Raw genomic sequence first — 26987 nt, 5'->3', positions numbered from 1 at the left:
TGATCGGTTAGGGACTTGCGTGGGAATAATATCCCAGCTTTGAAAATCGCTCTGTAGAAGAATCAGACCAGCCAGATGGCACATTATCAAAGCGCAAGTCCCTTATTGGAAGGGGACTCTCGAAGGCTCTCCCCTTACTTAGAGTGATCGGCAAACCTGAGCGAATCGGAGGGCGCAGGTTCCTTGCGCCCCTACAGTAACGGACTTTGCCCACAATGTAGGGGCGAACTGCGTTCGCCCAAAAGGTACATTATCAAAGCGCAAGTCCCTTATCAGTGATCAGTGATCAGATTTGAGGTTTCAGTGAATAGTGTTATTAAGAAGTCGCTGTTCTCCTCCTGATCGGTGATCAGTGAAAACGTTTCCTGTTTTCCGTTGCCTAAAACTGGAGATTTTGTCGCTCCCCATTAAGATAACTGCTAGAAATTAATTGCTACCACTAAAAACAACTTCGGGGAATTTTAACTGTGCATCGGCCATGGTGATTTGTCGGCCTTGATTGCGTAATTCTTGCCAAAAATTAATTACTTCTGTGGCTTTGTTGAGAACATCAACGCGATCGGACTCATCAATCCAGTGTTTTGCTTCTAACTCCTCTTGCAGTTGTTGCCAAGCATCATGACGCGGCCAGAAAAAATAAGCGGTCAGGGGGCTAGTTCCTTTGCCGACCACCTGATCCACAGCGATCGCTAGGTTTTGATCTAACCACAATACTTTTAAAATAAACTTTGATTCGGAACTGACTGTCATTGTTAATCGTTAATCGTACAATTCTCCATTGTATCATCTTTTGAGTCAATTTTACGAAGTCAGTTTTTAACCATTTTTTCCGATTTTTTCGCTAATAACCGCTATGATTCCAGAAACAGACTCTTTACCCCGTAAACAAATCGGTGTGGCCGTAATTAGAGATGATCGAGATTTAATTTTAATCGATCGCCGTCTGGCCAAGGGACTCTTGGGCGGTTTTTGGGAATTCCCCGGTGGCAAAATCGAAGGCAATGAAACGGTACAAGAATGTATTAAACGGGAGATATTAGAAGAAATTGGCATTGAAATCGCGGTTGATAGTCATTTAATCACTATCGATCACACCTATAGTCATTTTCGGGTTAATCTACAAGTATATAACTGTCGTTATCTAACCGGCCAAGCGAGAGCGATCGAATGTGAAGAAATCCGCTGGGTAACTATCCAGGAACTAGATAATTACACTTTCCCCGCGGCCAATCAAGAGATTATCAGAGCCTTAAAAGACATGGTAAACTCGAAATGATTGCTGTTAATCGTCGAGTGATTATGCTTAATCCTTCTATTCGTCAAGAACCCCGCTACGAACCGGCCGCGGTTATTCCCCTAAAAAAAGACGCTTCCATTGTCGAGTGGTTAGAAAAAAATAATCGCATGATTCCCCGGGATAAAATTGCCGAACCGTATCTCACTCTCGAAGAAGATGTGGAACTATCTGAACTGATGGATGTCGATGATATCGGTTATGATGACGACGAGGATGAATTAGTCTTAGATGAAGATTAATCCCGTCTTCTTTGGCAAATTTTCCCCTTATCTGGCGCTTTAGTCGTGAACGCTAACTTTTTTTCCGCTTCCATTCTTAAAAAACCCACTGGAACCCATCTCCTGATTCTACTAACGGGATTACTATTTCTGTTAGTAGTTTTTTTTCAGTCCACTAATTCCCTTTTACCCCCCCTGATGGCCACAACATTAATCAGTGGTGGTCTTGGTTGCTGGGTAGTGCCGATGCTGCGGCGCTTGAAAATGGGTCAGATTATGCGCGAAGATGGCCCCCAAGCTCATTTAAAGAAAGCAGGAACCCCGACAATGGGAGGCAGCTTTTTTGTGCCAGTAGCCCTTATTTTCGCTTTAATCTGGTCTAAATTCACTCCTAATGTGGTAGCGGTTGCTTTGCTGACCTTTGTTTACATGGGTATCGGTTGGTTAGACGATTGGCAAATTCTGCGTTATAAGTCGAATAAAGGCCTATCTCCCCAGATGAAGTTAATTTTACAGATAACGGGGGCGGTGCTTTTTTGCCTCTGGATGTTGGTCAATCAGGTGAGTACCGATATCACCCTTTGGGGTCGATTAGTGATTCCTTTGGGCTTTTTCTTCTGGATTTTGGCGGGATTTGTCCTTGTGGCTGAAAGTAACGCCACTAATCTCACCGATGGGGTGGATGGATTAGCGGGGGGAACAGGTGCGATCGCTTTTCTGGGTTTAGGTATTATTATCGCTCCTAGTCATCCGGATTTAGCGATTTTCTGCACTTGTTTTAGTGGTGCTTGTCTAGGCTTCATTTTTCATAACCGCAACCCTGCTAAAGTGTTCATGGGTGATACGGGTTCCCTCGCTTTGGGAGGTGCTTTAGCTGCGGTGGGTTTAATTACTGGACATCTCTGGGGATTATTTTTAATTAGTGGTCTGTTCTTTCTGGAATCTCTTTCGGTAATCGCTCAGGTTAGCTATTATAAAGCCACAAAAGAACCCGATGGCAAGGGGAAAAGATTGTTAAAAATGGCTCCTTTTCATCATCATTTAGAATTAAGTGGTTGGACGGAAACCAGGATTGTGGGAGCATTTTATCTGGTTAATGCGGTTTTAGTTGCCTTGGCTATTTGGAGTAGTTAATTAGGCACTAAAGGAAAGACCACAACCGCAGATATTTTGGGCGTTGGCATTGGTAAAACGGAAACCACCACCCATGAGATCTTCTGAATAGTCTAATTTAAAAATTTGTAGGTAGCGATCGCTGTCAGGATCGACTAAAATATTAATACCCTGACTTTGATAAAAGCGATCGTTTTCTGCCGCAATATCGGTTAATTCGAGATGGTAGTGAAGTCCCGAACAACCACCGTTTTTTACGGCCAAACGCAGATAAGACCCCCCCAGGCGACGGCTTTGACTCCAACGTTCAATTTCTCTAGCGGCAGCGGGACTTAATTCGATCATTGTTTTTGAGACTATTGTAATAATAATATCAAGTTATTGAGAAGTTATACCATAGTTGTTGTAACACAGAAAACGGGTTTCTCGGAGAAACCCGTTTTCTAGGTGACTTAGAAGGAGAGCTTAGACACTTAGATAAAGAAATTACCCACCGGAATGCTCCCTAAAGCTGGTAAAGTGCCGGTAAATCCGGTGATATTTATTAATAAATCATTGCTGGATTGGAAGCCAGCAGTGAGAGGAGCGGGTATTTGTCACAGGGGACTTAATTTAAGGTAGCATATAGTTAAATGCGTTTTGTCTGCTAGGATAATGCTCAACCTTTCAAAAGACATTCATTCTCTAACTGAGTTTAAACGAAACACGACCCAGTTCATAGAGCATCTCAAACAAACCAAAGACCCTTTGGTGCTTACGGTTGATGGGAAAGCAGCACTCGTCGTGCAGGATGCGGAATCCTATCAGACACTTCTTGAAGCTGCAGAATTGGTTGAGACGCTTAAAGGAGTCAAGCGTGGTCTTGAAGAGATGAAGCAAGGCAAAGGTAAGAAGGCAGAGGAATTCTTCTCTGAATTGTTCGATAAACTGGACAGTTCTCCATGAGCCAAAAGTATCAAGTGGTCATACAACCAGCAAGCACAACAGGGAATTGAAAAAGCCTATCTGTGGTTCAGTAAAGATTCTCCTCGAAAAGCGAGGTTGTGGCTAGAAGGATTGTACAAAGCAATTCTGTCACTAGAGCAAATGCCTTACCGTTGTTCACTTGCTTTTGAAAATAATTTCTTCGAGGAAGAAATCCGACAACTTATTTATGGTAAGGGACGTAGTGCCTACAGAATTCTCTTTACCATCACTGGCGATATTGTGCAGATTCTTTTCGTGCGCCACGTTGCACAAAAGCCTTTGTCAAGTCAAGAAGATGAAGAAGAGTAGAGGTCCATGGCATACCATTGTTGTCCTAAATTGTGACGGCAAAGTTTTGATAGGTAAGGTTATACATTTTTCTTTATTTGTAGCAGAAATCTTACTGTCCTCTCCCAAAAAGGGAGAGGGGTTGTGGGTGAGGGTAATTAACCATCTCTGCCATTACTTTAGAAAAATGGTATTAATTAAACAAAGAAATTACCCACTGTAATGCTCCCTAAAGCTGGTAAAGTGCCAGTAAATCCAGTGATATTTATTAATAAATCATTGCTGGATTGGAAGCCCGCAGTGCTATCATTAATCAGAAAACGGCAATGAGTCCTGTGGGGCGACAAATGACGGCGATTCGCAGTTAGAAAAAGACAACCACCCGCAACTCCCAGAGGAAAAGGTTTGTCAGACCAACAAAAGACGATTAAGCAATAAAATTAAACGCCAAAATCCCATCATTAAAGTCGTTATCGCTGATATTGGGTAAGTTACCCGGTAAATCCTCAAAGCCAAAGATACTATTCCCCCTTGACCGTAAATGTTCCGCCCCATCGGGATTTGCCGCCCCAAAGGAGAAGTAGGCCACCTCATGGGTCATATAGTTTTCTAGGGTAGCCGCCACGTTATCGGGATTTTTGGATAAAAATGCTTGGATACTCCCTTGCAGACTTCCTCCCAGATTGCCCCCATTGGCAATCACAAAGGGTGCGTAGCGTCGCCCCCCTTCCAACAACACATCCCCAAATTCAGCGGCGGTGGTGCTTTGGTTTGCCCCTTCCCCACTGGCCCGTAAAATGAAGTTATTCACCGCTTGACTTAAGGCGGTACGCGCATAACCCGCTTGACTGGGTTGAATTAACTCTGTTGCGTTGCCATCTCCATCTAAATCGAGGCTGTCAAAAACGGCTCCGTTATCATCGGCCACTGGATAGAGACCGACAACGTTATTGAAGAAAGCTCCCGTCTGTTGAAGTCCTTCCTCAATCGCTTTGACCTGTATGCTACCGGGCAAGTCACTAAAGTTGAAAACCAGAGAACCTTGTCCATCACCCCTATTGTTAAATTGGAGGGTTTGGGGATTAACGGCTTGGTCGGGTAGATTGGTAATTTCTAGGGTGAAATTAACCGTTGCGTCTGGCGTGGCGTTGGGAGCCGGTTTGAGGGTGGTATCCGTCACCGCCACCGTCAGATTATAGAGGGATTGGGCTTCAAAATCGGCCTTACCGATGAAGAATAATTCCCGGCCACGAATCTGGAAACTGCTCTGATCGTTCCCCAGCAAAGAAAGGCTATTTGTTCCCAGGGCATCATCAGTGATCTGAATATCGGCAACTTTTACACCTTGACTGGTATCGCTGTTTTCAGCGATCGCCTTGGTGCTATTGGCAAGAATTAGGGCTGTGGGAGCTTCATTGACATCGGTGATGTTTAAAGTCAAGGTTTGGGTGAGATCGGGGGTGACACCAACGGTTGGATCATCCACATTCACAGTGACTTCGTAACTGTTTTGAGCTTCAAAATTAGGAGCAAAACCGACATAGAAAAGAGCCGAATTCCGAATTAAGAAGAGTTCCCTATCCCGTCCCGTGAGGGAGAGATTATTGGTTCCTAAACCATCATCTTCAATCAGGAGGTCGGCGACTTTAAATTCTGGGGTGACATCGACATTTTCAGCTAACTCGGTGACAGCATTTTGGAAAATTAGGGCTGTAGGAGCAAGATTACCAGGAGTTTCATTGACATTATTAACAGTAATGACCAAGACTTTTTCAAAACCTAGTCCCCCTTGGTCGGTGGTTTTTACTCGAATGCTGTAACTATTCCTGGTTTCAAAATCAGGGGAATTATTAATCTGTAATTGATTTCCTACAATCGAGAATGCTGTATTATCTGTATCTCCTGTTCCTGCTATCAAACTATAGATAAAGCTATTCCCAGTATCGGGGTCTGTGGTAGAAAATGTTCCAATTACTGTGTTAACAGGAACATTTTCATTTACTGTAGTGGCACTTAATGCTAAATTTGTTGGAGCTTGATTCCCAGGAGTTTCATTGAGGTCATTAACAGTAATGACCAGGACTTTCTCAAAACCTAGTCCTCCTTGGTCAGTTGTTTTAACTCGAATACTGTAACTATTCTTAGTTTCAAAATCGGGAGAATTATTAATCTGTAATTGATTCCCCACAATCGAGAAGGCTGAGTTATCTGTATCTCCTGTTCCTGCTATCAAACTATAGATAAAGCTATTGCCAGTATCGGGGTCTGTGCTAGAAAATGTTCCTATCACCGTATTGGGAGCAACATTTTCATTTACTGTGGTCGCACTTAATGCTAAATTTGTTGGAGCTTGATTACCGGGAGTTTCATTAACATCATTGACAGTAATTGTCAAGGTTTTCTCAAAACTTAGTCCCCCTTGGTCGGTGGTTTTTACCCGAATACTGTAACTATTCTTGGTTTCAAAATCGGGGGAATTATTAATCTGTAATTGATTCCCTACAATCGAGAAGGCTGAGTTATCTGTATCTCCTGTTCCTGCAACTAAGCTATAGGTAAGGGTATTACCGGTATCGGGGTCTGTGCTGGAAAATGTTCCTATCACTGTGTTAACAGGAACATTTTCATTTACTGTAGTGGCACTTAATGCTAAATTTGTTGGAGCTTGATTACTAGGAGTTTCAGTATCAGTATCAGTATTAGTAATGATTCCCACAACTGCGTCAGTCGTACCTATGGCATAACCTGTTCCAGAAGCAAGGGTTAAAGTTACGGTTTCATCGTCTTCAACAGTTGTATCAGCAGTGGGGTCTATTGTGACAGTCGCAGTTGATGAACCAGCAGCGAAAGTAACTGTCCCGGTTGTACTTGTGAAACTTGCTGCACCAGTTTGGGTGTAATCTGTGTCAAAAGTTGCTGTCCCCCCAACTGTATAGTTGACGGTTAAAGCATCAGTTGTGGCTCCGGTGCGAGTGAAGGTATAGACTAAGTTAGTTGTCCCATCTTCATTCACACTGCTGGGAGAGACAGCTAAGGTGACAATTGTGGTAACTTCGTCGATCACTTCTAAGATTTTGGTAACAATTTCTCCCGCGTCCGCTGCGGTAAAAGCCTTCCCGCCTGTTTCGGTGGCGAGACTGTTAAAATCAGCGGCTGTTGTCGGGTCGTTGCCGATCAAGATCGTGAAGATTTGAACAGGAAATGTTTCCTCAGTTCCTTCTGTGTCCACTGTTGAGACAAAAAAGCGCGTTGCGGTGAGACCTGTTGTAACGCTGCTGGTTTCGATGTCACCGACGATAGACATTGACGTGAGTGTGCTAGGAATTGAGACACCAATATTGGCAGCAAGCTGAAGCACTTGGGCACGAAGTTCAGTATCTTTGGGTGGCGCATCGCCGAACAGGATGATCGAACGAGAAACCGCTTCTTTGTTCCATTCGCCAGCACCACCAGACAAGGCACGGAGCAATCCCGAGTTGACTAATTCAGGAAAGTCACCGCCGCCCCCCACTGAAATGCTATTAATGGCATTGATGGCCGCTGTCTTTCTGTCATCTATCTTCGGTTGGTCAGTAAAGTTCAGAAAAGTGTTTGTCCCCGGATCGTTATAACCTACTACGGCGATCCGAGAATCTAAAAAGCCGCCTTCACCGTCAAAAATTGCGTTGATAATCTGGCTGGAGCTCGACTTCACCGCGTCGATGTCGTCGAACATACTCCCGGTCGTGTCGATCACGAAGGCGATATCCTGTCCGGGCCGGAGATTGATCGATTTATCGGAGAAGACCGCGACCTCAACACCTTTAAGGATGTCAGTACCGTCGCGGCCGCTTACCTTGTCCTGGATTCGGACGGTATCGTCGGGCAGAAACTCGACATCGTAGTCAGCCAAAGTACCTATATATTGAGAGCGGTCGTTTCCCGCGAAAAGTCCGAATAGGAACGAGCCGCCGTCTATACTGTCATCGCCTGTGCCACCTATGAAGAGATCGTCTCCGAGACCGCCGTTCAGGGTGTCGTTATCCACGCCGCCAATCAGAGTATCGTTTCCGAGAGCGCCATTCAAAACGTCACTGCCCTCGCCTCCTTGAAGCTCATCGGCAAATGGGTCGCCGTTCAGTGTATCGTTTCCAGCGCCTCCGACCATTAGAAACCCGAAATAAACATCCAAGCTCAACTCCGCATCAAATGAGTTAAGATTATCGTTTCCAGGAGTTCCGTAAATTACTTTTAAATCGCCGCGCTTAAAAGACAGGAACGAATCTGAGGCGATGTTCGATAGGTAAGAGCTTGGGAGACTGAGAATCCCGGCGGCATCTTTGAAAGGACGTGACAAGCTACCGATAACGCTCACCTCGCCCTCACGTCCTTCATCGGTCGCAAAATTGGTCTGACTGTAACTAGCGTAAGTTTTTCCCGACCCACTAAAAACAATATCGACCGGCCCGCGTCCCAATCCATAGGGATCTAAAGTCGGCTCAAGAAAAAGATTGTTAATTAATTGGGCGAGTTGATTACCTGCCGTAAAGTCAAAATTGTCATCAAAAGCACGCACCTCCATGTTTTTGATAGTCTTGACACCGCCAACAACCTCGAAGGTGGTTCCCGACGTGTCAAGTTTAAAACTGGTGCTACCGAAAATGTATGAACGCTCTGCATGATCGGCACTACCGATGCCTGTCCCGTACTGAGAGATTCCAACTGTTAGATCGCTCGCGGACAGACCGAGAAGGGTGGCTATCTGACTGTAAGAATAGGTACCATCAGGAATAGCTGTAGTGAAAAACTTTTCTACGGCACCGAACAGTGACGGATAGGCGAAACGCCCGCCGCCGCCCGTCATATAATCACTCATGCTGTAGGGAATCGATGCGGGGGTAGCCCCTGTCGGCCTAATGTGTTGATTGTAGTCATCCGGTGATGGACTGTTTGTTCCGAATACGAAAAGTTTAGTGATTTCAATGGGATCGTACATAGTTTAATTATTTTGATTTTATTTGCTCAGAAGATTTTGTAGAGTGAGCATCGCCCACAATTTACTTTGTTCTTATTATTTATTCAGAGGATTGTAAATGATCTCCATCGGAGACCGTCAACTCTTTAATTAATCCCTGCCACTATCCTAAGAGCATTTTTTTGTATCGTCAATACATATAAGTTATGGCTCTTCGGGAATTGTTATGCAAATAATTAACTTAAAATAAAATTCGATGAGAGCAACTACGCTCAAAAGTAGCTGAAATTCATACAGGAAAAAACTTAAGGCACAAATAGATTAATACCAGAAGTGTTGAACGTGGAAAAAAGTCGTACAAAATTTGATATTATAGATAAGAAAACAAAGTAAATGTACACCAATAAATGTGAATAAGCCATGCTAACAATTTTCCCAAAACTAATGAAAGAGCTTCTCAAGCCACTCCCCAAAAATGACTATCCCGCATTAAGTACATTTACTTTTGTGTCCTGTTGGATAGGTTTTGCGCTGGATAAAAGTATCGTCAGCATGAGAGACTTAAGCGCACGCCTGAAAATGCAAGGAATTAATGTCAATACGTCAACGTTTTCTAAGGCGAGTAAAATCCGAGAGACAGAACCATTTGAGAAAATCATCAATAAATTAAATAAAAGTTTAGTAAACAAAAAAGGAAAAGAAGCAGCTCAAGCTTTATTTCCAATTGACTCGACAATAATCTCACTGACAAGTAAACTGTTGTGGACAAAAGGATGGCATCAAGTAAAATTATTTTGTGGAATAAATAGTATCACCACAGAAGTGGGGGGGATTGTGATCAATTTTGGTCAAGGACATGACTCGCTCATAAGGGAAAAAAACTATAGAAGAAATTCCTGTAAATGGAGTTGGGGTAATGGACAGAGGCTTTTCTTCTAATGAAAGAATCAGAAAATTATTAGAGAAAAAAGACAAGCACTTTGTTTTAAGGGTAAAAAATGATATGAAGCTAGAAATGCTGGAAAATGGTCAGAGCAAGCTAGGAGCAGAAAAAAGAGAAGTAGAGGTAAGAATCGTTGAGTTTTGTGATCTAGAAAGTAAAAGTGAATTTCGGATAGCGACGGACTTACCCTTAGAAGGAGAAGGGGGGGTAAGTAATGAGGAAATTGCCGAAATGTATCGACAAAGATGGCAAATAGAACTTCTTTGGAAGTTCTTAAAAATGCACCTAAAGCTTGACCGTTTAATCACAAAAAACGAGAGAGGAATTCGGATACAAATTTATAGCTGTATCATCGCTTATTTAATTTTGCAGCTAATAGATATTGAAGAAGTATTTGGCAAAAGCTTATTAGATAAATTGCGCTATTTACAGAGTTTTATGTGTCAACATATCAGCTATGTACACTGGTTTAGGAAAATTGTCTATTCAATCTGAAAAATGGCGTTCTGGGGTTGTCATGTTCTTAAATGTAAAGTTTTGTTACGAGATTCAACATTTCTGGGTTTGGAGAAATCATTAGTTATTTCGAGCAAAGGACAACGAATGGGGTGGTCGAGGGAATCAACAATAAACTTAAACTAATAAAACGGAGAGCCTATGGCTTTAGAAACTTTCGGAATTTTTGGGTTAGAAGTATGTTGTCTTGGCATCTTGTCTGTTGATTTAGCATAAAGGGTAACGAAGAGCCACAAATTTTTGAACCTAAAAGGAACGTCTATTCAAGGCTATCTACACCTAGAAAATATCGGTATAGTTTGCCGAATCGAATCGAAAAATCAAAAAGCAACCTGTCCTCATTGTGGGTTAGAGAGCGATAAACTACACCAAAATCATCGACATTTAGTCAAAGATTTACCAATCTCAGGACAACCAGTGTACCTACAAGTTAATCGTCGTCAATTTAAGTGCGATAATTGTCGAAAACCCTTGAGCGAAGAGTTAGATTTTGTCGCCAAGAAACGAACCTATACGAAAAGACTAGCCGAGAATATACTCGAACAATTAAAAGAAGGAGATATTTTAAATTTTAGCCGAAGAAATGACGTAACGGAAGAAGAGATTCAAAGAATGATAGAGGACATAGCTGAAGAAATTACAGAGACAGACCTATCGAAATTAAAAAGACTAGGAATTGACGAAATCGCTCTAGTCAAAGGACAAAAAAATTATTGTGCGGTTTTAGTAAATTTAGATACGGGAAAACTAATAGCTATTCTAGAGAAGCGAACACACTCTTGAATTGAGGGAAACGCTTACGGGATGGGGAAAAGAGGTGTTAGAGCAAATTGAAGAAGTCAGCATAGACCTTTGGTTGCCCTATAAAAATTTGGTGAAAGAATTGATGCCATCGGCGGGAGCATCTCACCTTTGCAATAAGTAGAAATGCTTAATGAGATCAATAAAAAAGTTAAAAAAGGCAACCATTTAGATAAGCACAGCGATGACGAAGGACTTGCGGTACATTACCAGATTCCCAACTTGCACCAGTAATTTTGAGACTCGGAGCAATTTGTTTAATTTTTGATTCAACAGAGCCAGAGCCAATGGAAATACCCTCTGCCTGCAAATAACCATAATTGACAATTCGATGTTTATGCTTGTTCAAATAAGTAATAAAATTCTCAACTTGCGGCTCTGACCATCCTTCACAACAAGAGATAGCGGCGTCCACGTCCCCCTTCCATAGAAAACATTTTACCTCCTCAATTCGCTGGAATGAACCGCCAACTTTATAGAGGTTTTCGATTAAATGATACCAGTCCAAAATTTCAATTCTTTCCTGTTTCTCTCCTATCTCACGAAATAAATTCCAGATACCATCATGTCCATCTCCTAAACAAATTAAAGGCTTGGCCAAAACTTGAGAATTAACCAAATCTAATAAAGCTGAGTTATCTTGAAAAAAAGCCGCTACCCCCAGTTGATGAAAACTCACTGCTTTATAATCACGCCAAATTAAGGCTTTTCCCTTGGCAGTTCTTAGTCGTACCTTACCGCCATCTAGGCTCATTTCTTCGACTTCGACTTCTAGGTTAGACGGTAATTCTTCAAAATGATAGCGATGTACGAGGCGTTGTTGGGTACTGTGAGAAACAGCAATTCCTGTCAATGATTTGATTTTCTGGGCTGATTTCTCATAGGATTCATCGCCACTTAATAGCAAACAGTTCTTCTCTAACATTGGACTCATCTGAGTCCGAGACTTTATTTCTAATTTTTTCGCTTGTTTTTCTGTAATTGGTAATTCCCCCAAAATACTTTTCACTTTTCTCGTCCGACTGGCGGTTTCTTCTGTAGTTGTTTTGATAAAAAAATACCGATTTCTGGGTTAACATAATGAATCATTAAATCTCTGACTGTCTCCTCTATCTCTCCCAAGTTATTAAATTTCTTAATTTGGGATTGCTCATAGAGACAAGCTCCCAACTCTCGGGATAAATCTTGAATTCTTTTTTCATTTTCTGATAACATTGGATTGTTCCTCCCATCGAGCTATATTCTGAATTGTGAGTTATAACTATTATAATCTCATTTCTCTTTGTGCTCAAGTTGAAGATTTTCTAGTTTTTGACGGCTATAAGTATTAATACTCATTGCATAAGTGAGATGCTCCCGCCATCGGCCGAGGTAGTCGCCGATAGATTCCATGTCATGAAACAAATTAATCAAGAGTTAGATGAACAGAGAAGAGCAGAAAAAAGAGCCGTAGAAGCGCAGAAAAATAAAAAAAAAGCGGAAAAAGAAGCAAAACTAGAAGTTTTAAAGCGAAGTAAATATAGTCGGTTAAAAAATGAAGAAAATTTAACGGAACCCCAAAAACTCAAACTAGAAGCTATCAAAGAAAATTTGCCAAATTTAAAAAAGATGCACGAGTTAAAGGAAGAATTTAGAAAGATTTATGAAACCTCAGAGAATCCGACAGAGGGAATGCTATCCATCTCGGAATGGTTGGCAAAATCCTCCAGTGTTTTTACCAAGAGTTGTCAAACAATCCGAAACTGGTTTGGAGAAATCATTAGTTATTTCGAGCAAAGGACAACGAATGGGGTGGTCGAGGGAATCAACAATAAACTTAAACTAATAAAACGGAGAGCCTATGGCTTTAGAAACTTTCGGAATTTTTGGGTTAGAAGTATGTTGTCTTGGCATCTTGTCTGTTGATTTAGCATAAAGGGTAACGAAGAGCCTAAGTTATCCTTATTTTTTTGCATAAGTTTTACTAATTAAGCACAACAAACTTGATTTAATTTACCTGATGATGTGTGGTCGGTTGCTCAACTTCGGGATTGCCGGTAGTGGTACTGTAGGTTAAGGACAAGTCGAGAAGGCTGACAATCAGCGTCGGGAGAAACCGCTTATGTTATTTAGCCATTCTTGGGGTGGTCAGGATGATTATCGGAATTGGTGGCGACCTATTTTTCGATTGTTTTTTTTAATTTTCGTCGCTAACGTTCCGCGAGTTATAGCCGAACCTTTAGATAAATATTGCCTCTCACCGGTAGAGCGAAAACCAGAGACGAGATTAACATTATCCCCGAATAAACCGGCACGAGTAACAATCCCAACGCGGGGCCAATCGTTGGAGGTAGTCGTCTCCGGTGTCGATACCCTGCTACTGAAGCGGAGTGGCGCGACCACACCTCTTGTATCGGTGAGGGCCCCGCAATACGATTACGGCCAGATTGAGGCTCTGGTTTCGACACAAGATGGTTGGCTCTGGATCGATGGAGGACAAATCGATTATATAGCCCGGCTCGATCTGAAAGCCAATCCCCCTACCCTTGGCACACCGAAGGCACTTCCCGAACTCTACGAGCGACCCTGCTCGTTTTGGCATCGTTTCTGGGGTAACTGTATCCTCGCTCAGGGAGTTTACAGCCGTGCGTTGGAGCGCGTATTTATCACTGGTCATCGCGCTACATTTTGGGGACGATCATCCCTTACCACCTTCGAGATCATTGCTGGAGAAGCGAAAGAGATGGGGTCGATCGCACGGGGTGCTAGTCTTGTTCACCCCGTTTACGATGTCCCGCAATTACGAGGTATTTTGCTCAGAGGCATAAAAGATGAGTTGTTCTTTTACGATGGGATTACTGTCACCACCATACTTTCAGGAGAAAGTGCGCGGAGTCGGAACGTTATAACTGGGTGGTACATCCACAGCACTGATTCCGGGAGAACTTTCGTAACTAACGCTGGTGGTTTCCGCGATCCTTTTCTGAGGGAAATCAAAGCAGGGCCACTGGTGATAGGTATCTCTGTTCCGAAGACACTCGCCAGAAGTTGGTTGAGTTTGTTTCAAAAAGTTGATAAAGAGCCGTTGTGGGGAATTACCCGTCAGGTTCTTTTTGTGGAAATACAAGGTGCTTTCAAACCGGTCGCTACCGTTCCAGAGGGGACTTTTCTAGAGGGACCGGCCAGTATCGAACAGTCGTCAGATGGCTCGATCACTTTCACCGTTAAGGACAAAACCACGGGGCGCTCTACCGATTACCGGCTCGCACGCTCCTGGAGCGACAGGCCGTGCGGGATTCGTTTAAATGCCCGAAGACCGATATCGCTCACCCCGTAGTTTTTCCCGGGATGGACATTGCCCACCACCGTTAAATAAGAGCTTAAATAGGGCTTGCTGAAAAAATCTAAAAACCTTGTTGGGTAAGACTTTTAGACCTTTTGCCAATCAAAAAGTACCGGATATAGGAGTGATCAAGGGGAAAATTCAGGGACTTTTTCCCTGAAAATTAGGTAATTGACCCCCTCAAAATCTAGGGCTGTTTCATTTAAATTAAGTACAGCTGATTTTGAGTCAATAAATTTTACCGAAGATTCTCAAGTTTATCTTTTTCTAATCAAAAGAGTTATTCATAATAACTAATCTTTAATCTTCTGCCAATATTTATTATGAAGAGATTGATAAAGCTTCTTCCCAAGCCACTAAAAGCCTATCTCTCTTGAAATTGTCTGAGATTAAATCCTGTTAATTTAGCTAATTTTTCTGCTTCTTACGTCGATAAAACTATCAGTTTTTTCCAACGTTCAGCTAACTACCTCTGTCCCTCTGTTATTGAGAGAAACCCCAAAGGAAAAGATTCAATCCTATAGTTGTGAGAATTGACCAATTGCTGGCCGCTTGAAAATCACTGATCTGGCTTTTATCTTCCTCAAAAATTACATCTTTTACCCAATGTAACTGATTTTCTATTTTCCAATGTCCTCGAATAATTTCAGCAAATACTTGGGCGGATTCGGTTAGGCTACTGATATAGTAAGCTGTTTCTTCATAAGTTTTATCCCCGCGACTACCCTTTCTTTCTAATTTAATAAGTCTTCGCAAATTTTCCAACCCTTGTCTTTCATTTTTCCTCACTTTAAAAACTTCTATTTTTCTTGATATTTTTCGACCATGACTATTATCTTGTTCGAGAAGGCAACTTTCTGCCTTTGAGGAATTACTCAGGTCTTGTATTCGCTGATCAAGATTTTTCTGATTTCCTTTAACGGTGATAACATAATCATTTTTACTCTTGATTATTAAGCTGATTGTTTTTTTCTGACATTGTAAAGCATCGCCAGTAAAAACTTTATTTTGGAGAGAGCAATCCTCAATTATAGTTTGACTTTCATCGATTTCAGATACTTTTTTGTTTTCGATTCTTTTTAAGTGTAATACTTAGCCAGTTTCTTGACTAAACAATGAGACAAACATGATAAAATTTTGTTGTTCATTGTTAGGATTCTCTAGGGTGTTTTTGAGACTTTTTCCAGCTATTTTTAGCCAATTTATGTCATCTTTTCGTCCATATTCTTGTAATGCCCATTCATTAAATACTCTTAACGAACTCTGCCATTGAACTCCCATCATTACCCTTCTAATTGTTGAAGAGGATGGGACTCTTTCTGGAATTATGTTAAATTCTTGACTGAGCCTGTGCCGATTATTTTTAGCCAACTCTCCTAGCTCTCTCTAACCTGAGTATCCTAGCATTGTTCCCAGTATTATTACTAATAATACTATCCATAAATGGTGTCTTTTTCCTTTATCTTTCCGAAAGTCATTGACTTGTTTTAGTTTTTCTATTAAGCTCAACATATATTTAAAAAGTTGGCGGTCACTTCTCATTTTACAAAGACAGTGATCGCTTTTACTTTTGATATTCTGATGGGAGAATGAAACAGCCCTAGGGTGTGGGGGAGTAGGGGAGTGGGGAGAAGCGAGAAAAAAGCTGACAGAGTAGCGGCTGACGGCTAAAAAGCTGACTCCTGACTACTGACTCCCCAAAACGAAACGTACCTCATCATTAAGATAACTGCCATAATCACCGCCTAATTCTAAAAAATACCTTATTTTTCCCCAAGCAATTGCAGAAGGAAGATTATAAGTAAACATAGGGGCAAACGGAACCCATCAGCTAAATTTTCGCTGCAATCCGGATATTTTATGGATAAAGATACTCGATTCGCCGTTTTGGTCATTGGCATCCCCTTCCTAGGACTAGCTTACTGTGGCTTAATTTTTACCGTGATGATCTATTCGGTGTCGGCCCGGGAACATCCCGTGACCATGGCCAGTTTTTTCGTCCTTGCTCCTTCTTTGATTTCTGGCTCTATCTGGCTGTTAGCTTCTTATAAAGCCCGCCAAAAGGAGCGTTTGGGGTTATAATTGGCAAGACTATCCCATCAGCCTCTACAGAACAACTAATGTGGGGCAATTTAGGGGCGAATTGCATTCGTCCAAGAAGAATCAATTCAGTCTTTAGTCAGAAGATGGGAGATAGTCGTGCAAAATTAATTTCCTAGTCGAGACGGGAGACGGGAGACTCCGAGACAGCTATCAGTTATCAGTGGGTAAGTTATCAGTTATCAGATTTGAGTTTTAAGTGTGCAGTATTAAATAGAAGTTTCCTCCTGTCTTTTCACTGATTACTGATTACTGATTACTTTTTACTGATCACTGATTACTGTTTACTGATTACAGCAAAAAGCTGACGGAGTAGCGGCTTAGATGTGTAATTAATTTTGCTTAGGTACTTAGATTTTGATCATAAAACTGGTTTAGTAGTTCTGGTAAAATTTTTTTGGTGGCCGAATATATTCCGGGACATTCACTTTCTCTGAAACCAGCCACATTCAAAACAAAATCACCTAAACTGCCGCTCCATTCTCTGGGCAGCTTGAATAAATTGTCTCGATCAATATCCACTTTCAGCACTGATTTATGCCACTGAAGAGCCAGATCATAGGTTAATTTTGTTCTGGCTGGAAATTGTTGGGATCGCTCACAAATAAAGATTAAAGTTGCTGAACTATCTCGCACATTCCATTCTGTCCGTTGTGCTGGTTGTGGTGATGACTGTCCGCTAACCGATTACTGAAATGACGATAGTTACCAGAATTATCGGTTAGAAAGACCGCAGTTTCCCCGCGACCAACCCCATTCTTCCACTCCCACGGAAATTTGCGAACCGGGACGGACATCTCCTTTCGATAAGTCTATCAGAGTCACACTGACTGCGGCGAATAAACTGCCACGATAAATCGGTTGTCCTTTGTTGTTAGTATTTTTAAAACTAAGGCTAGACACTTGGGGGGGTTGACCGGAACGCGTCCAGCGAATGCGCTCAAAACGTCCATTAAGAAATTCTGCCGAATAGGACCAACCGTTATTCATGCGGCCTTGACAAAAAAGCTGTTGTGTGGCTACGGTAGCAGGAATATTGACAGATAAACCCAGAAGGCTGAATGCAGCCAGAGCGATCGGCAAAAATTTCATAAAAGTTGGCACTATAGCGTCAAATAATCCCATTATAAGTTTTTAGCTCGCAAATTTAACTATCGCGGCTGCGGTAAGTTCTGGTTTTTCGAGATGGGGAACATGACCACAGCGAGGAATCCAGACCAGTTGATTATTGGGTAAGGCCTGCTGAAATTTCTTTGCGTCTTCTGTGCCTAAAATTCGATCGTTTTCTCCCCAAATAATCAGCGTTTCTCGGTTTATTTGGCTTAATTTCGGCAAAAATCCCCCATAACCGCCACTTTTGGTAAAGGAGATTAAAGCCTCACTCCAGTGGGGACAATTCAGGTGCAGATTAGCACAGGTGCAAGCATCAACAGTGGCCAAAGTTGGATCGAAATAGGCAGTACGACTGATATTTTGACGCACGCGGGGATTGGCTAAAAAATTAGTTGCCCACTTATCGAGGGGAGAAAACATCAATTTACCCAAGACCGGGGGATTAGCTAGTCCTGCGCTGTCAATTAGAACTAATTTCGTCACTATTTCCGGGTAGGAGAGGGCAAAATCGAGGGCCACTGCACCCCCCATGGAAGCACCGACTAAAATTATCGGTTCGGCGATCGCAGTTTGCCAGAAATGGTAAAGATGGCTGTTAATAGTTGTGGGAGATACTTCCAAATCTGGGTATCGCTCTGTAAAACCGAAGCCGAGTAGATCTATCGCCCAAGTTTCCCTATTTTGGCAGAGGAAAGGTAGTAAACGCCGAAATTCCAGCAGGGAACTATCAAAACCGTGCAGGAGGAGAAAAGGCGGTTGACCTTGCCCTTGTTGACTATAGGTAGTTAGAATCGATCGAGGATAGATGGGGCTATCGATGGCAATTTGTTGGATATTTTCGAGGAGAGCAAGGGAGGTATCTTCGCTCAATCCCTCGCTAACAGTGGGTAAAAAGTTAGGATAATTCACGGATGAGGGCGAAAGTTTGATGAGGCAACAGGCAAGGGGCAAGAGGCAAGAGGTGTTTAGATATGTGTAGTTAATTAGGGCTGGCTGAATAATGGTAAAACCCTTTTAAAATAAGGCTTTTGACCTGTTAAAATCCGATGTTCATGCTGCGAATATAGGATTGGGACATTCAAAAACCTAGCATTATTCTTTCTGTAGTAGATAAACTGGTACAAAAAGCCTGAAACGACCGACTCGGAGACGACCGACTCGGAGACGACCGACTCCTAACCCCACCAACAAACTTTTTGCCGCAAACCCTAATTAAACCTCTTGCATAATTAATTTTTGAGGGTTCAAAAACGGTAAAAATAAGGATTAAATTGCATAAAATCCTTAAATAGACCATTTAATTGATTATTATTCATTCTTAATTCTCCTGACTACTGACTACTGACTCCTAACCCTAACAACAATTTTTGATTTTTGCAAGAGGTCTATTGTCTCTAGCTACAGATACTAATAGCTAATTTCGAGGGTGACGGCAGCGCGCAGGGTTTGTTCCCCTCCGATAACCGGGCTACTGGCAGCATCGGCACTCCGAAAAACCGCTTCTGAGCGGGCTATTGGCACGGGATTACTGGCATTACCCACTTGGATAGAGACCGTTTCTTTCGGCACTAAACCGAGGGCTTGTAACACGATTGTCGCCTGTTCTCTAGCTTGTTCCGTGGCTTTGATGAGAGCGGTTCTTTGGGCAGCTGCGATCGCTGATTCTCCAGCAGTAAAACTCACCCCATCGATGCGTGTTGCCCCGACTTTCACCGCTTCATCGATTAAACTCCCCGCTTGGGCTATATCAACCTGAAAACTAATCAAATTAGCCCCGATATAACTGATTAAACGTCTTTGGTTGTTGCTGTAATCGTAATTGGGCTGTAAACTAATGCCGGTGGTTTCCAATTTTTCCACTTGACGGGAACGGAGAAATTTAACCACCGCATCGCTACGATTGGCGGTTTCCCGCTGCACCTTACCCGCTTCTTTGCCTTGAACTTCTACCCCTAAGCGCACTATTGCCTTAGAAGTGGCGATATTTTCTATTCCCTCTCCCGTCACGGTAATTGTCCTCAATTCTCTTGCGTTTGCGTAACTAGGCATAACTAATCCGGTGTTGATGAGGATAAGGGACAGCAAAAAAGCCAAGCAAAATTTTTTGTAATTCATCAAAAATCTCTAGCGATCGATACTATATCTCGATTCTAGTCTTTATTTTGGGCAATTGAGTGGAAGATTATCCCTTTTCTGTCACTTTCGGAAAATTGGTGACTAAGCTCTATTGACACTCCCCGCGCTAAAGCGACGGGGATTCTTGGTTCAAAGAGATTACTTGCTTAGACAGAATTACTTCTGAAAAAGTAGAGGTATTCTCTCCCCAAGCGTTTATCGGGTCGAGCCGCGAAAGTTCCCCTATGCCCTACGGTACTTAACCCTTTTTTAAGGATGTTGATAGCGGCGTTTTCATCTCGATCTAAAATACATCCACACTTGCATTCATGAGTTCTAGACGATATAAATTATCTGAAAAAACCTCCTAGTATTAATTAGGAGGTTACAGTCAAAAAAATCCTCAGGGTTGATGGGATTAACTAGCACTAACTTCAGCAGGATAAACGCTAACTTGACGGCGACTTTTATCCTTGTATTCAAATTTGACCACACCATCAATTAAAGCGAATAAAGTATCATCGCCACCACGACCAACATTTTTACCCGGGTGAACTTTAGTACCCCGTTGACGGATGAGAATATTTCCCGCTTTTACCACTTGACCACCGTAGCGCTTAACGCCTAGTCTCTGGGAACGAGAATCGCGTCCGTTGCGGGTACTACCCGTACCTTTCTTATGAGCCATAATTTCTCTCCAAATGCTTTTTTGATCGTAAAAGTTATTCTTCTTCGTCGCTACTATCTTCTACAACTTCAGCGCCGGAGGTAGCAGCGGCAGCAGTTAGGGTCTTACCGTTATAATTGATTGAATCAATCATAAAACGGGTAATTTCTTGACGATGACCGCGTTTTTTACGGGTTTTCTTTTTCGGGCGCATTTTATAGACAATAACTTTTTTGCCCCGACGATGTTGCATGACAGTCCCTGCCACGGTAGCCCCTTCGATAAAGGGCTGGCCGATGCTAATATCATCCTCATCATGGATTAATAGCACTTTGTCGATGGTATGGGTACTTTGTTCATCGACGGGAAGAAGTTCGATATCGTAATAGCGACCGGGTTCTACCCGAATCTGTTTGCCACCGGTCTCAATAATTGCGTAACTCATGAATTTTCTGCGCTCGTTTTGCCGTACAGGTAGCTGAAAAAAATTCCAGCTTTTGTGCTAATGTCTTCACCTGATCCGAGCAGGAATTGACACGATTTACTATCATCTAATATCCGGGGGGCAATTGTCAAGCTTTTTACCCACCGATTGGCTATATACTGAAAATAATCTTACGAAAAACTCAATTAAACCGTTATGGAACAGTGGGAAAGCAGAGGACACCTGTTAACCGAACAAATTAACCCAAACAGCCTAAATTTAGACCAATTAAACCCGCTCGAATTGGTGGCTCTCTTCAATCAGGAGGATGCCCAAACCCTAAAAGCGATCGCTATGGCCCAGCAAGAATTGGCCCTAGCGATCTCCCTGACCAGTCAAGCTCTGGCTAAAGGTGGTAGACTCTTTTACATTGGGGCGGGAACCAGTGGCCGGCTGGGGGTTTTGGACGCGGCCGAATGTCCTCCCACTTTCTGCACTCCCCCAGAATTGGTACAGGGAATTATTGCCGGTGGGGCAGCGGCATTGGTGCGTAGTTCCGAAGATTTGGAGGATAAAGCGGAAGATGGGGCGGCGATTATTGCCCTGCGAGAAATTGACGAATTAGACGTGGTAGTGGGGATTACCGCTGGGGGTACAACCCCCTACGTTCATGGGGCTTTACAGGCGGCAAAACAGCGAGGTGCGACGACGATTGCCATTAGTTGTGTCCCCGCCGAACAAGTGGATATCGCCGTGGATGTGGATATCCGCTTATTGACCGGACCAGAACTTTTGGCCGGCTCCACCCGCCTGAAAGCGGGAACAGTGACGAAAATGGCTTTAAATATTCTTTCCACAGGGACAATGGTAATGTTAGGCAAGGTTTACGGCAACCAGATGGTCGATGTGGCAGTTACTAATCATAAACTCCACGACCGCGCCCTGCGGATTATCTGCAACCTTAGCGATGTTAGTCGCGAGGAAGCGGCTATTTTACTGGAAAAAAGTGGCCGCCGGGTTAAACTAGCTTTGTTAATGCAGAAAACGGGACTTTCGGCGGCGGCAGGACAAGAATTGTTACAAAAGCATCGGGGTCAATTACGCGCCGCTCTGCAAGCCTACAATCAAATTGATTGATAAAAACCTATTGATTTCGACTTTCCTATGGTTAATATTTCTTCGGAAATCGCTGCGATCGCTATTATTTTCCTCGTCGCTGCCGGTATCTTGACTTGGAGTTTTTATCGGTCTAAACCCTACGGCCAACTGGGAATTTTAGCTTGGTTACAATCCTTGGTACTAATAGCTCCTTGGTTAATTTTTTTCGGGCTATTTGCGGCAGGAATTTATCTCAATCTAGCAGTAATTCTCTTTTTACTGGTTGCCTCCACAATTATCTATATTTATTTAGGCAAGCGTTTACGCTTACTGAAAACCAATCAGATAATTGAACCAAAAGTTAACCCAGCAGTTAGCGAGTCCGTTACTCCTCTAGAAACCACGGCAGCGGTGACAGCAATTGTGCCGGATGTGATTCCAATTCCCGAAGAGGATTTAAAAGTTATTCAGAGTATTTTTGGGATAGATACTTTTTTTGCCACCGAGACTATCTCTTTTCAGGAAGGAGCAATTTTTAAAGGCAATTTACGGGGAGAACCGGATATCGTTCACTCTCGCTTAACCCAGAAATTAAGTGATCATTTTGGCGATAAATATCGTTTATTTTTGGTGGAAGGAACCGAGGAAAAACCGGTGGTAATTATCCTCCCCAAAACTAATGATCCTAGTCCTGCTACTCTTGCTCAAAAAAATCTCTCTTTAGTTTTGTTAGTAGCTACCATTGTCACGAGCTTAGAAGCAGCTGGAATTTTATTGGGTTTTGATTTGTTTAGTAATTGGCAGAGATATCGAGAAGCAATTCCCCTGAGTTTGGGTTTATGGTCGGTATTAATTGCCCACGAAATCGGTCATCTAATTATCGCTAAACGCCATAATGTTCGTCTCAGTTTACCCTATTTTCTTCCCACTTGGCAGATTGGTTCTTTTGGGGCGATTACTCGTTTTGAATCTTTATTGCCTAACCGCATCGTCCTATTTGATATAGCTTTTGCTGGTCCTGCTTTGGGAGGTTTGGTTTCTTTAATCTTGTTAATTGTTGGACTGACTTTATCTAATTCTGCCAGCCTTTTTCAAATCCCTAGTACCTTTTTCCAAAGTTCAATTTTAGTGAGTTTTTTAGCGCGGATAGTTTTGGGTGACGAGTTACAAAATGCGGTTATCTCCGTGCATCCTTTAACTGTTATCGGTTGGTTAGGATTGGTGATTACTGCCCTTAATTTACTGCCCGCCGGACAGTTAGATGGTGGCAGAATTGTTCAGGCTATTTATGGTCGCAAAATTGCCCGTCGTACCACTGTGGCCACTTTGGTAATTTTGGGCATTATTTCCTTAGTTAATCCCAGTAATCCCATTCCTCTCTATTGGACAATTTTAGTCGCTTTTTTACAAAGAGAGTTGGAAAGACCTAATTTAAACGAGTTAACTGAACCCGATGACACCCGTGCCAGTTGGGGTTTATTACTGCTCTTTTTAATGTTAGCAACTCTGATTCCTTTAAGCCCCAGTTTAGCGGGACGGTTAGGAATCGGTGGCTAAATACTTCCCCGAAATTCTTGCCATTGATTGCCGTCAAAAAAAGCTTGACAAAAACTCAAGTGTTGACTTATATTGTTCTGACAATGGGAATCCGTGTCCGCCTATAGACTCCTGATTTTTCGGTAAGATATAGCCTCCAGAATTTACCCCTATTAGACCTCTTTTACAGCCTTTCTCCTAGACATGAAGTATAACCTAATGTGGTATTGACGACTGGCGACCGGCGACCGACTCCCCAAAAGGAAAACTTCCTATCTCACCATTAAGATAACTGCTTTATTGTGCCTATTCAATCTGTTAGGAGTTGCTCAAAATGTCTAACGAAACTGTCACTTCTTCCCTAGAAGCTGTCCTGACAAGGATTGAGGGGAAAATCGACTCTCTGGAAAAACGCCTTGACGAGAAAATAGACTCCCTTGAAAAACGTATTGATGAGAGATTTGACAAGATAGAAGACCGGTTAACTAAAGTAGAAATAGGACAGGCCGAACTCAAGGGAGAAATCAAAGCTCTGGATGAACGACTAAGCACAAAAATCGAGGGATTAACTGCAAGGGTTGCCTATCAGGAATTCACCAATCGAGGGATTCTGATAGCATTGGTAGTCGCTATTTTAGGAGGTGCTGCTAAACTTTTTGGTTTTTTCCCTAATCCTTAGAGTAACCGTTCAGGGGGGGTACGAAATCTGGTAATCTGAGAGACATGGATGAGAAGCAGCTACTAGAGATGTCAGGAATAGACGCAGAGGATTGGGAGCAGACCCCAGCCAGCGTCAGACGGCTAGTAGTGCAGTTAGGCTTGAAGATAGAGCAACTAGAGCAACACCTCAAAGAATTACAAGACTCAAAAGAGGGGCTAGAAGAGAAAGTCAATCGAAACTCACAGAACTCCCATAGCTCTCCTGCCTCAGACTCTCCCAACGTCGAGAAGACCAAGAAAAAAAAACCAACAGGAAAAAAGCGAGGGGGGCAACCCGGACACCCAGGTCATAGTCGTTCCCTGTATCCAGTGGAAGCGTGTGATAGCGTCACCAACCACTATCCTAAAACTTGCCCCTGTTGTGGCGAACCCCTACAAGGAGTTGACCCCAGCCCCTACCGCCATCAAGTAGTAGAAATTCCCCCGATTAAGCTCCAAATCGCGGAGCATCGCCTACACCAACTAACTTGCACTCGCTGCGGCCAGACAAGCAGAGCCACTCTACCAGAAGAGGTAGAAGCCAGTGGCTACGGCGAAACAGTGGTAGCCATCGTCTCAGTGCTGAGCGGGATGTACCGTCATTCAGTAAGGATGGTGGTTTCGGCGATGTCGGACTTGTTTGGGGTGAAAATCTCTCTGGGGACAGTCAATCGTCTGAGAAAAGAAGCCAGTGAGGCGGTCTCAGCCTCAGTAGAGGAGGTCAAAGCCTAAATTCAAGCTGCGCCGATAGTGGGAGCCGATGAGACAGGTTTCGGACAAGGAAATGCCGATGGGGAAAATCCTCAGTCCAAGAGAGCCTGGTTGTGGGTGGCCGTCACTCCCTTGGTCAGCTTCTTTTGTGTGGAGTTGTCGCGCTCGACGGCGGCGGCTCAAGGGTTATTGGGAGAGAACTTCGAGGGGATTCTCAACAGCGATCGCTATAAGGCCTACAATTGGGTCGATGTTGACCGAAGACAACTGTGTTGGGCACATCTCAAGCGAGAGTTCACCAAAATCTCTGAACGCAGTGGAGTCTCCCGTCAACTAGGACGAGATTTGCTCGCCCAACAGAAAAAGTTGTTTCGCCTCTGGCATCGAGTCCGAGATGGGACTTTGAGCCGGACTCAGTTTCAGTCATTAGTGTCGCCAATTCGAGAACGAGTCAGAAGTTTACTCTCTTCAGGAGCGGATTATCAGATTGGCTCCAGGGAGAAGACTCCTTTGGCTAAAACCGTTCGCACCTGCCGGCAACTGCTGAAGGTGGAGTCCGCCCTATGGCTGTTCGTCACGGTGGAGGGGTTAGAGCCAACGAACAATGCGGCTGAGAGAGCCATTCGCCAGGCTGTCCTCTGGCGGCGCACTAGCTTTGGCTCTCAAAGTGAGGCGGGTAGTATTTTTGTGGCGCGGATGCTGACGGTAGTCACCAGTCTGCGTTCTCAGAACCGCAATGTCTTGGAATTCATGACCGACGCTGTTCGAGCCTCTAGGAAAGGTAGTGCTTCTCCTTCTCTGCTACCCCAGGAGAGTACTTCTACAGGGTCAATACCACTGGCTGCTTGACACCCCCCCCTGAACGGTTACTCCTTAGAAGTTGCTGGTAGCCGCACCTAGTAGATAGGCTCTTCCAAAAAATTTTTCGCTCATTACCCCGATCATCCGTTAGAATAGACTCAGAATTTAAGGATAAAACCTCATCTATGAATCCCGTTGTTTTGGTGCATGGTTTTCTGGACACTACGGCTGTTTTTAAACCGATGAGCAAGTATTTAAATCATCATGGTTGGCAGGTGCATAGTTTTAACCTAATTCCCAATCATGGTTACGAAAAGTTAGAAGTTTTAGCGGGTCAGGTGGACAATTATATCGAGAAAAACTTTGCTAAAGAGCAGAAAGTAGATCTGATTGGTTTTAGTATGGGAGGACTAATTACCCGCTACTACCTGCAAAGATTGGGAGGAGTGGCAAGAGTGCAACGTTACCTAAATATTTCTGCCCCGAATCGAGGCACTTTAACCGCGTACAGTTTACCCTTAGATGGGATTAGACAAATGCAGCCAGGGAGTCAATTTCTCGAGGATTTAAATCAAGATTGCCAACAAATTTTAAATAAAATTAAAACCACAATTATCTGGACTCCCTACGATTTAATGATATTTCCTGCCCATAGTTCCCGTTTATCGGTGGGCAAAGAAATTTCCATTCCCGTATTGCTTCATGCTTGGATGGTCAAAGATAGCAAAGTCTTAACAACAATTAAAGAGACCTTATTAGAATAGAAATACTGGTTGTCTCCAATACCAGAACAAGGTCAAAATATTACCGACAAAAAAGTTAATTTTTATCAAAAAAGCTTGACTTAAGGTTATAATTGTGCTAGGCGATCAAATTCCCCAAGGTGTCACCATGTCCACTCAAGAACCCACCCTAACCGATGTTCTCAACGAATTGAAAAGCTTCCAAACAGCAGTAAATCAACGTTTTGAGGCGATAGACCGACGTTTTGAGGCGATAGACCGACGTTTTGAGGCGATAGACCGACGTTTTGAGGAAATAGACCAACGTTTTGATGCTATGGGGCAACGCTTTCAGGAAATAGACCAAAGATTAGACAAGCTCGACTATAAATTTGACACCTACGAAAAAGCCTCCGAGAAAGTGCTGAGATTAGCCACGACAATTATTATCGCAGCCGCCACCGTAGCGGTTTTACCCTCGGCCTTTCAGGCAATCGGTCCCCTATTAACCCAAATAATCGCCGCTGGCAATAACTAACTTGTGATCAAGACTTGACGATTACATGGTATGATAAAGGTTTTG

General features: G+C 43.1%; 21 protein-coding genes and 10 pseudogenes. 17 read left to right on the top strand and 14 right to left on the bottom strand.

Annotation, left to right across the window (positions count from 1 at the left end; translation table 11 throughout):
• Positions 1–426 precede the first annotated feature (426 nt).
• Complete coding sequence (locus GQR42_RS22860; protein WP_158201734.1) at positions 427–750, bottom strand: 30S ribosomal protein PSRP-3; 324 nt, start codon at positions 748–750, stop codon at positions 427–429.
• A 103-nt stretch (positions 751–853) separates the two neighbouring features.
• On the opposite strand from GQR42_RS22860, the gene mutT reads away from it, so the two are divergent.
• From mutT to mraY, 3 genes are read left to right on the top strand one after another with little or no spacing between them, the layout of a single operon-like run.
• Positions 854–1276, top strand: a complete 423-nt coding sequence (mutT, locus tag GQR42_RS22855; protein ID WP_158201733.1) for an 8-oxo-dGTP diphosphatase MutT — start codon at positions 854–856, stop codon at positions 1274–1276.
• Entirely contained in the window at positions 1273–1536 is a 264-nt protein-coding gene (locus GQR42_RS22850) for a DUF3134 domain-containing protein (RefSeq protein ID WP_158201732.1), read from the top strand. Before mutT ends, GQR42_RS22850 begins: the two co-directional genes overlap by 4 nt.
• A 45-nt stretch (positions 1537–1581) precedes the next feature.
• Complete coding sequence (mraY, locus tag GQR42_RS22845) at positions 1582–2649, top strand: phospho-N-acetylmuramoyl-pentapeptide-transferase (protein WP_158201731.1); 1068 nt, start codon at positions 1582–1584, stop codon at positions 2647–2649.
• Here mraY and GQR42_RS22840 read toward each other — a convergent pair whose 3' ends face one another.
• Positions 2650–2973 carry a HesB/IscA family protein gene (locus GQR42_RS22840; protein WP_158201730.1) on the bottom strand — a complete coding sequence of 108 codons (324 nt, stop codon included), beginning with the start codon at positions 2971–2973 and terminating at the stop codon, positions 2650–2652.
• 128 nt (positions 2974–3101) lie between these two features.
• A pseudogene (locus GQR42_RS30160) lies at positions 3102–3206 on the bottom strand (bluetail domain-containing putative surface protein); the annotation flags it as partial.
• A gap of 76 nt (positions 3207–3282) precedes the next feature.
• Between GQR42_RS30160 and GQR42_RS22835 the strand changes: the two are divergent.
• Both GQR42_RS22835 and GQR42_RS22830 read left to right on the top strand, forming a co-directional pair.
• Positions 3283–3573, top strand: coding sequence for a type II toxin-antitoxin system Phd/YefM family antitoxin (locus tag GQR42_RS22835; protein ID WP_002774149.1), 291 nt, complete (start codon positions 3283–3285; stop codon positions 3571–3573).
• A 9-nt stretch (positions 3574–3582) separates the two neighbouring features.
• Positions 3583–3903 carry a type II toxin-antitoxin system RelE/ParE family toxin gene (locus GQR42_RS22830; protein ID WP_158202556.1) on the top strand — a complete coding sequence of 107 codons (321 nt, stop codon included), beginning with the start codon at positions 3583–3585 and terminating at the stop codon, positions 3901–3903.
• Between the two features lie 176 nt (positions 3904–4079).
• Here the strand turns inward: GQR42_RS22830 and GQR42_RS30155 are convergent.
• Together GQR42_RS30155 and GQR42_RS29140 are read right to left on the bottom strand one after the other, a co-directional pair.
• Positions 4080–4199: pseudogene (locus tag GQR42_RS30155) on the bottom strand (bluetail domain-containing putative surface protein); the annotation flags it as partial.
• A gap of 110 nt (positions 4200–4309) precedes the next feature.
• A complete protein-coding gene (locus GQR42_RS29140) occupies positions 4310–8857 on the bottom strand; it encodes a cadherin domain-containing protein (RefSeq protein ID WP_233271136.1) in 4548 nt (1515 codons plus the stop codon).
• A 399-nt stretch (positions 8858–9256) separates the two neighbouring features.
• Here GQR42_RS29140 and GQR42_RS22810 point away from each other — a divergent pair.
• The 3 pseudogenes from GQR42_RS22810 to GQR42_RS22800 form a co-directional block, all read left to right on the top strand.
• A pseudogene (locus tag GQR42_RS22810) lies at positions 9257–10274 on the top strand (IS4 family transposase).
• Between the two features lie 68 nt (positions 10275–10342).
• A pseudogene (locus tag GQR42_RS22805) lies at positions 10343–10501 on the top strand (transposase); the annotation flags it as partial.
• 34 nt (positions 10502–10535) lie between these two features.
• Positions 10536–11193, top strand: a pseudogene (locus GQR42_RS22800) (transposase); the annotation flags it as partial.
• Between the two features lie 54 nt (positions 11194–11247).
• Here GQR42_RS22800 and GQR42_RS22795 read toward each other — a convergent pair.
• Positions 11248–12311, bottom strand: a protein-coding gene (locus tag GQR42_RS22795; protein ID WP_158201729.1) for an ISKra4 family transposase whose coding sequence is annotated in 2 segments (ribosomal slippage) — positions 11248–12155 and positions 12155–12311 — 1065 coding nt in all. Because the reading frame shifts where the segments join, the coding sequence is not laid out codon by codon here.
• Between the two features lie 138 nt (positions 12312–12449).
• On the opposite strand from GQR42_RS22795, the pseudogene GQR42_RS22790 reads away from it, so the two are divergent.
• Positions 12450–13001, top strand: a pseudogene (locus tag GQR42_RS22790) (ISL3 family transposase); the annotation flags it as partial.
• A 196-nt stretch (positions 13002–13197) separates the two neighbouring features.
• Positions 13198–14412: a hypothetical protein gene (locus tag GQR42_RS22785; RefSeq protein ID WP_158201728.1), complete on the top strand. Its 1215-nt coding sequence runs from the start codon at positions 13198–13200 to the stop codon at positions 14410–14412.
• Positions 14413–14884: 472 nt separating this feature from the next.
• On the opposite strand, the pseudogene GQR42_RS22780 reads toward GQR42_RS22785, so the two are convergent.
• Positions 14885–15930: pseudogene (locus GQR42_RS22780) on the bottom strand (ISAs1 family transposase).
• Between the two features lie 348 nt (positions 15931–16278).
• On the opposite strand from GQR42_RS22780, the gene GQR42_RS22775 reads away from it, so the two are divergent.
• Positions 16279–16500: a hypothetical protein gene (locus GQR42_RS22775; RefSeq protein ID WP_158201727.1), complete on the top strand. Its 222-nt coding sequence runs from the start codon at positions 16279–16281 to the stop codon at positions 16498–16500.
• A 360-nt stretch (positions 16501–16860) separates the two neighbouring features.
• Here GQR42_RS22775 and GQR42_RS22770 read toward each other — a convergent pair.
• The 7 genes and pseudogenes from GQR42_RS22770 to rplU form a co-directional block, all read right to left on the bottom strand.
• Positions 16861–17172 (bottom strand): annotated as a pseudogene (locus tag GQR42_RS22770) (YpsA SLOG family protein); the annotation flags it as partial.
• Positions 17173–17232: 60 nt separating this feature from the next.
• Positions 17233–17610: a hypothetical protein gene (locus tag GQR42_RS22765; RefSeq protein WP_158202554.1), complete on the bottom strand. Its 378-nt coding sequence runs from the start codon at positions 17608–17610 to the stop codon at positions 17233–17235.
• 42 nt (positions 17611–17652) lie between these two features.
• Positions 17653–18540, bottom strand: coding sequence for an alpha/beta fold hydrolase (locus GQR42_RS22760; RefSeq protein WP_158201725.1), 888 nt, complete (start codon positions 18538–18540; stop codon positions 17653–17655).
• 498 nt (positions 18541–19038) lie between these two features.
• Positions 19039–19746 carry an SIMPL domain-containing protein gene (locus GQR42_RS22755; protein ID WP_158201724.1) on the bottom strand — a complete coding sequence of 236 codons (708 nt, stop codon included), beginning with the start codon at positions 19744–19746 and terminating at the stop codon, positions 19039–19041.
• A gap of 127 nt (positions 19747–19873) precedes the next feature.
• Positions 19874–20093: pseudogene (locus GQR42_RS22750) on the bottom strand (RNA-guided endonuclease TnpB family protein); the annotation flags it as partial.
• Positions 20094–20164: 71 nt separating this feature from the next.
• Positions 20165–20434, bottom strand: coding sequence for a 50S ribosomal protein L27 (gene rpmA, locus GQR42_RS22745; protein ID WP_002744094.1), 270 nt, complete (start codon positions 20432–20434; stop codon positions 20165–20167).
• A gap of 34 nt (positions 20435–20468) precedes the next feature.
• Complete coding sequence (rplU, locus tag GQR42_RS22740) at positions 20469–20858, bottom strand: 50S ribosomal protein L21 (protein ID WP_158201723.1); 390 nt, start codon at positions 20856–20858, stop codon at positions 20469–20471.
• Between the two features lie 195 nt (positions 20859–21053).
• On the opposite strand from rplU, the gene murQ reads away from it, so the two are divergent.
• The 6 genes and pseudogenes from murQ (at position 21054) to GQR42_RS22710 (ending at position 26942) form a co-directional block, all read left to right on the top strand.
• Positions 21054–21974 (top strand): N-acetylmuramic acid 6-phosphate etherase, encoded by a 921-nt coding sequence (murQ, locus tag GQR42_RS22735; protein WP_158201722.1) that lies wholly within the window; start codon positions 21054–21056, stop codon positions 21972–21974.
• A 27-nt stretch (positions 21975–22001) separates the two neighbouring features.
• On the top strand, positions 22002–23492 hold the full coding sequence (locus GQR42_RS22730) for a site-2 protease family protein (RefSeq protein WP_158201721.1): 1491 nt from the start codon (positions 22002–22004) through the stop codon (positions 23490–23492).
• Between the two features lie 313 nt (positions 23493–23805).
• The gene (locus GQR42_RS22725) at positions 23806–24150 is read left to right on the top strand and encodes a DUF4164 family protein (protein WP_158201720.1); all 345 of its coding nucleotides are present in this window, start codon (positions 23806–23808) and stop codon (positions 24148–24150) included.
• 44 nt (positions 24151–24194) lie between these two features.
• Positions 24195–25730 (top strand): annotated as a pseudogene (gene tnpC / locus GQR42_RS22720) (IS66 family transposase).
• A 137-nt stretch (positions 25731–25867) separates the two neighbouring features.
• Entirely contained in the window at positions 25868–26446 is a 579-nt protein-coding gene (locus tag GQR42_RS22715; protein ID WP_158201719.1) for an esterase/lipase family protein, read from the top strand.
• 94 nt (positions 26447–26540) lie between these two features.
• Positions 26541–26942 carry a hypothetical protein gene (locus tag GQR42_RS22710; RefSeq protein ID WP_158201718.1) on the top strand — a complete coding sequence of 134 codons (402 nt, stop codon included), beginning with the start codon at positions 26541–26543 and terminating at the stop codon, positions 26940–26942.
• Positions 26943–26987 lie beyond the last annotated feature (45 nt).

Origin of the sequence: Microcystis aeruginosa FD4 (assembly GCF_009792235.1) — a bacterium.
GTDB lineage: Bacteria > Cyanobacteriota > Cyanobacteriia > Cyanobacteriales > Microcystaceae > Microcystis > Microcystis viridis.
Note: the sequence above shows the minus strand (reverse complement) of the source record. Positions and strands in the feature narration are given on the sequence as shown.

Bases quoted from the DNA above. Each gene is read 5' to 3' on its own strand.
- GQR42_RS22860 (WP_158201734.1), bottom strand. From the start codon at position 750: ATGACAGTCAGTTCCGAATCAAAGTTTATTTTAAAAGTATTGTGGTTA.
- mutT (WP_158201733.1), top strand. From the start codon at position 854: ATGATTCCAGAAACAGACTCTTTACCCCGTAAACAAATCGGTGTGGCC.
- GQR42_RS22850 (WP_158201732.1), top strand. From the start codon at position 1,273: ATGATTGCTGTTAATCGTCGAGTGATTATGCTTAATCCTTCTATTCGT.
- GQR42_RS22840 (WP_158201730.1), bottom strand. From the start codon at position 2,973: ATGATCGAATTAAGTCCCGCTGCCGCTAGAGAAATTGAACGTTGGAGT.
- GQR42_RS22835 (WP_002774149.1), top strand. From the start codon at position 3,283: ATGCTCAACCTTTCAAAAGACATTCATTCTCTAACTGAGTTTAAACGA.
- GQR42_RS29140 (WP_233271136.1), bottom strand. From the start codon at position 8,857: ATGTACGATCCCATTGAAATCACTAAACTTTTCGTATTCGGAACAAAC.
- GQR42_RS22785 (WP_158201728.1), top strand. From the start codon at position 13,198: ATGTTATTTAGCCATTCTTGGGGTGGTCAGGATGATTATCGGAATTGG.
- GQR42_RS22775 (WP_158201727.1), top strand. From the start codon at position 16,279: ATGGATAAAGATACTCGATTCGCCGTTTTGGTCATTGGCATCCCCTTC.
- GQR42_RS22765 (WP_158202554.1), bottom strand. From the start codon at position 17,610: ATGAAATTTTTGCCGATCGCTCTGGCTGCATTCAGCCTTCTGGGTTTA.
- GQR42_RS22755 (WP_158201724.1), bottom strand. From the start codon at position 19,746: ATGAATTACAAAAAATTTTGCTTGGCTTTTTTGCTGTCCCTTATCCTC.
- rpmA (WP_002744094.1), bottom strand. From the start codon at position 20,434: ATGGCTCATAAGAAAGGTACGGGTAGTACCCGCAACGGACGCGATTCT.
- rplU (WP_158201723.1), bottom strand. From the start codon at position 20,858: ATGAGTTACGCAATTATTGAGACCGGTGGCAAACAGATTCGGGTAGAA.
- murQ (WP_158201722.1), top strand. From the start codon at position 21,054: ATGGAACAGTGGGAAAGCAGAGGACACCTGTTAACCGAACAAATTAAC.
- GQR42_RS22730 (WP_158201721.1), top strand. From the start codon at position 22,002: ATGGTTAATATTTCTTCGGAAATCGCTGCGATCGCTATTATTTTCCTC.
- GQR42_RS22725 (WP_158201720.1), top strand. From the start codon at position 23,806: ATGTCTAACGAAACTGTCACTTCTTCCCTAGAAGCTGTCCTGACAAGG.
- GQR42_RS22715 (WP_158201719.1), top strand. From the start codon at position 25,868: ATGAATCCCGTTGTTTTGGTGCATGGTTTTCTGGACACTACGGCTGTT.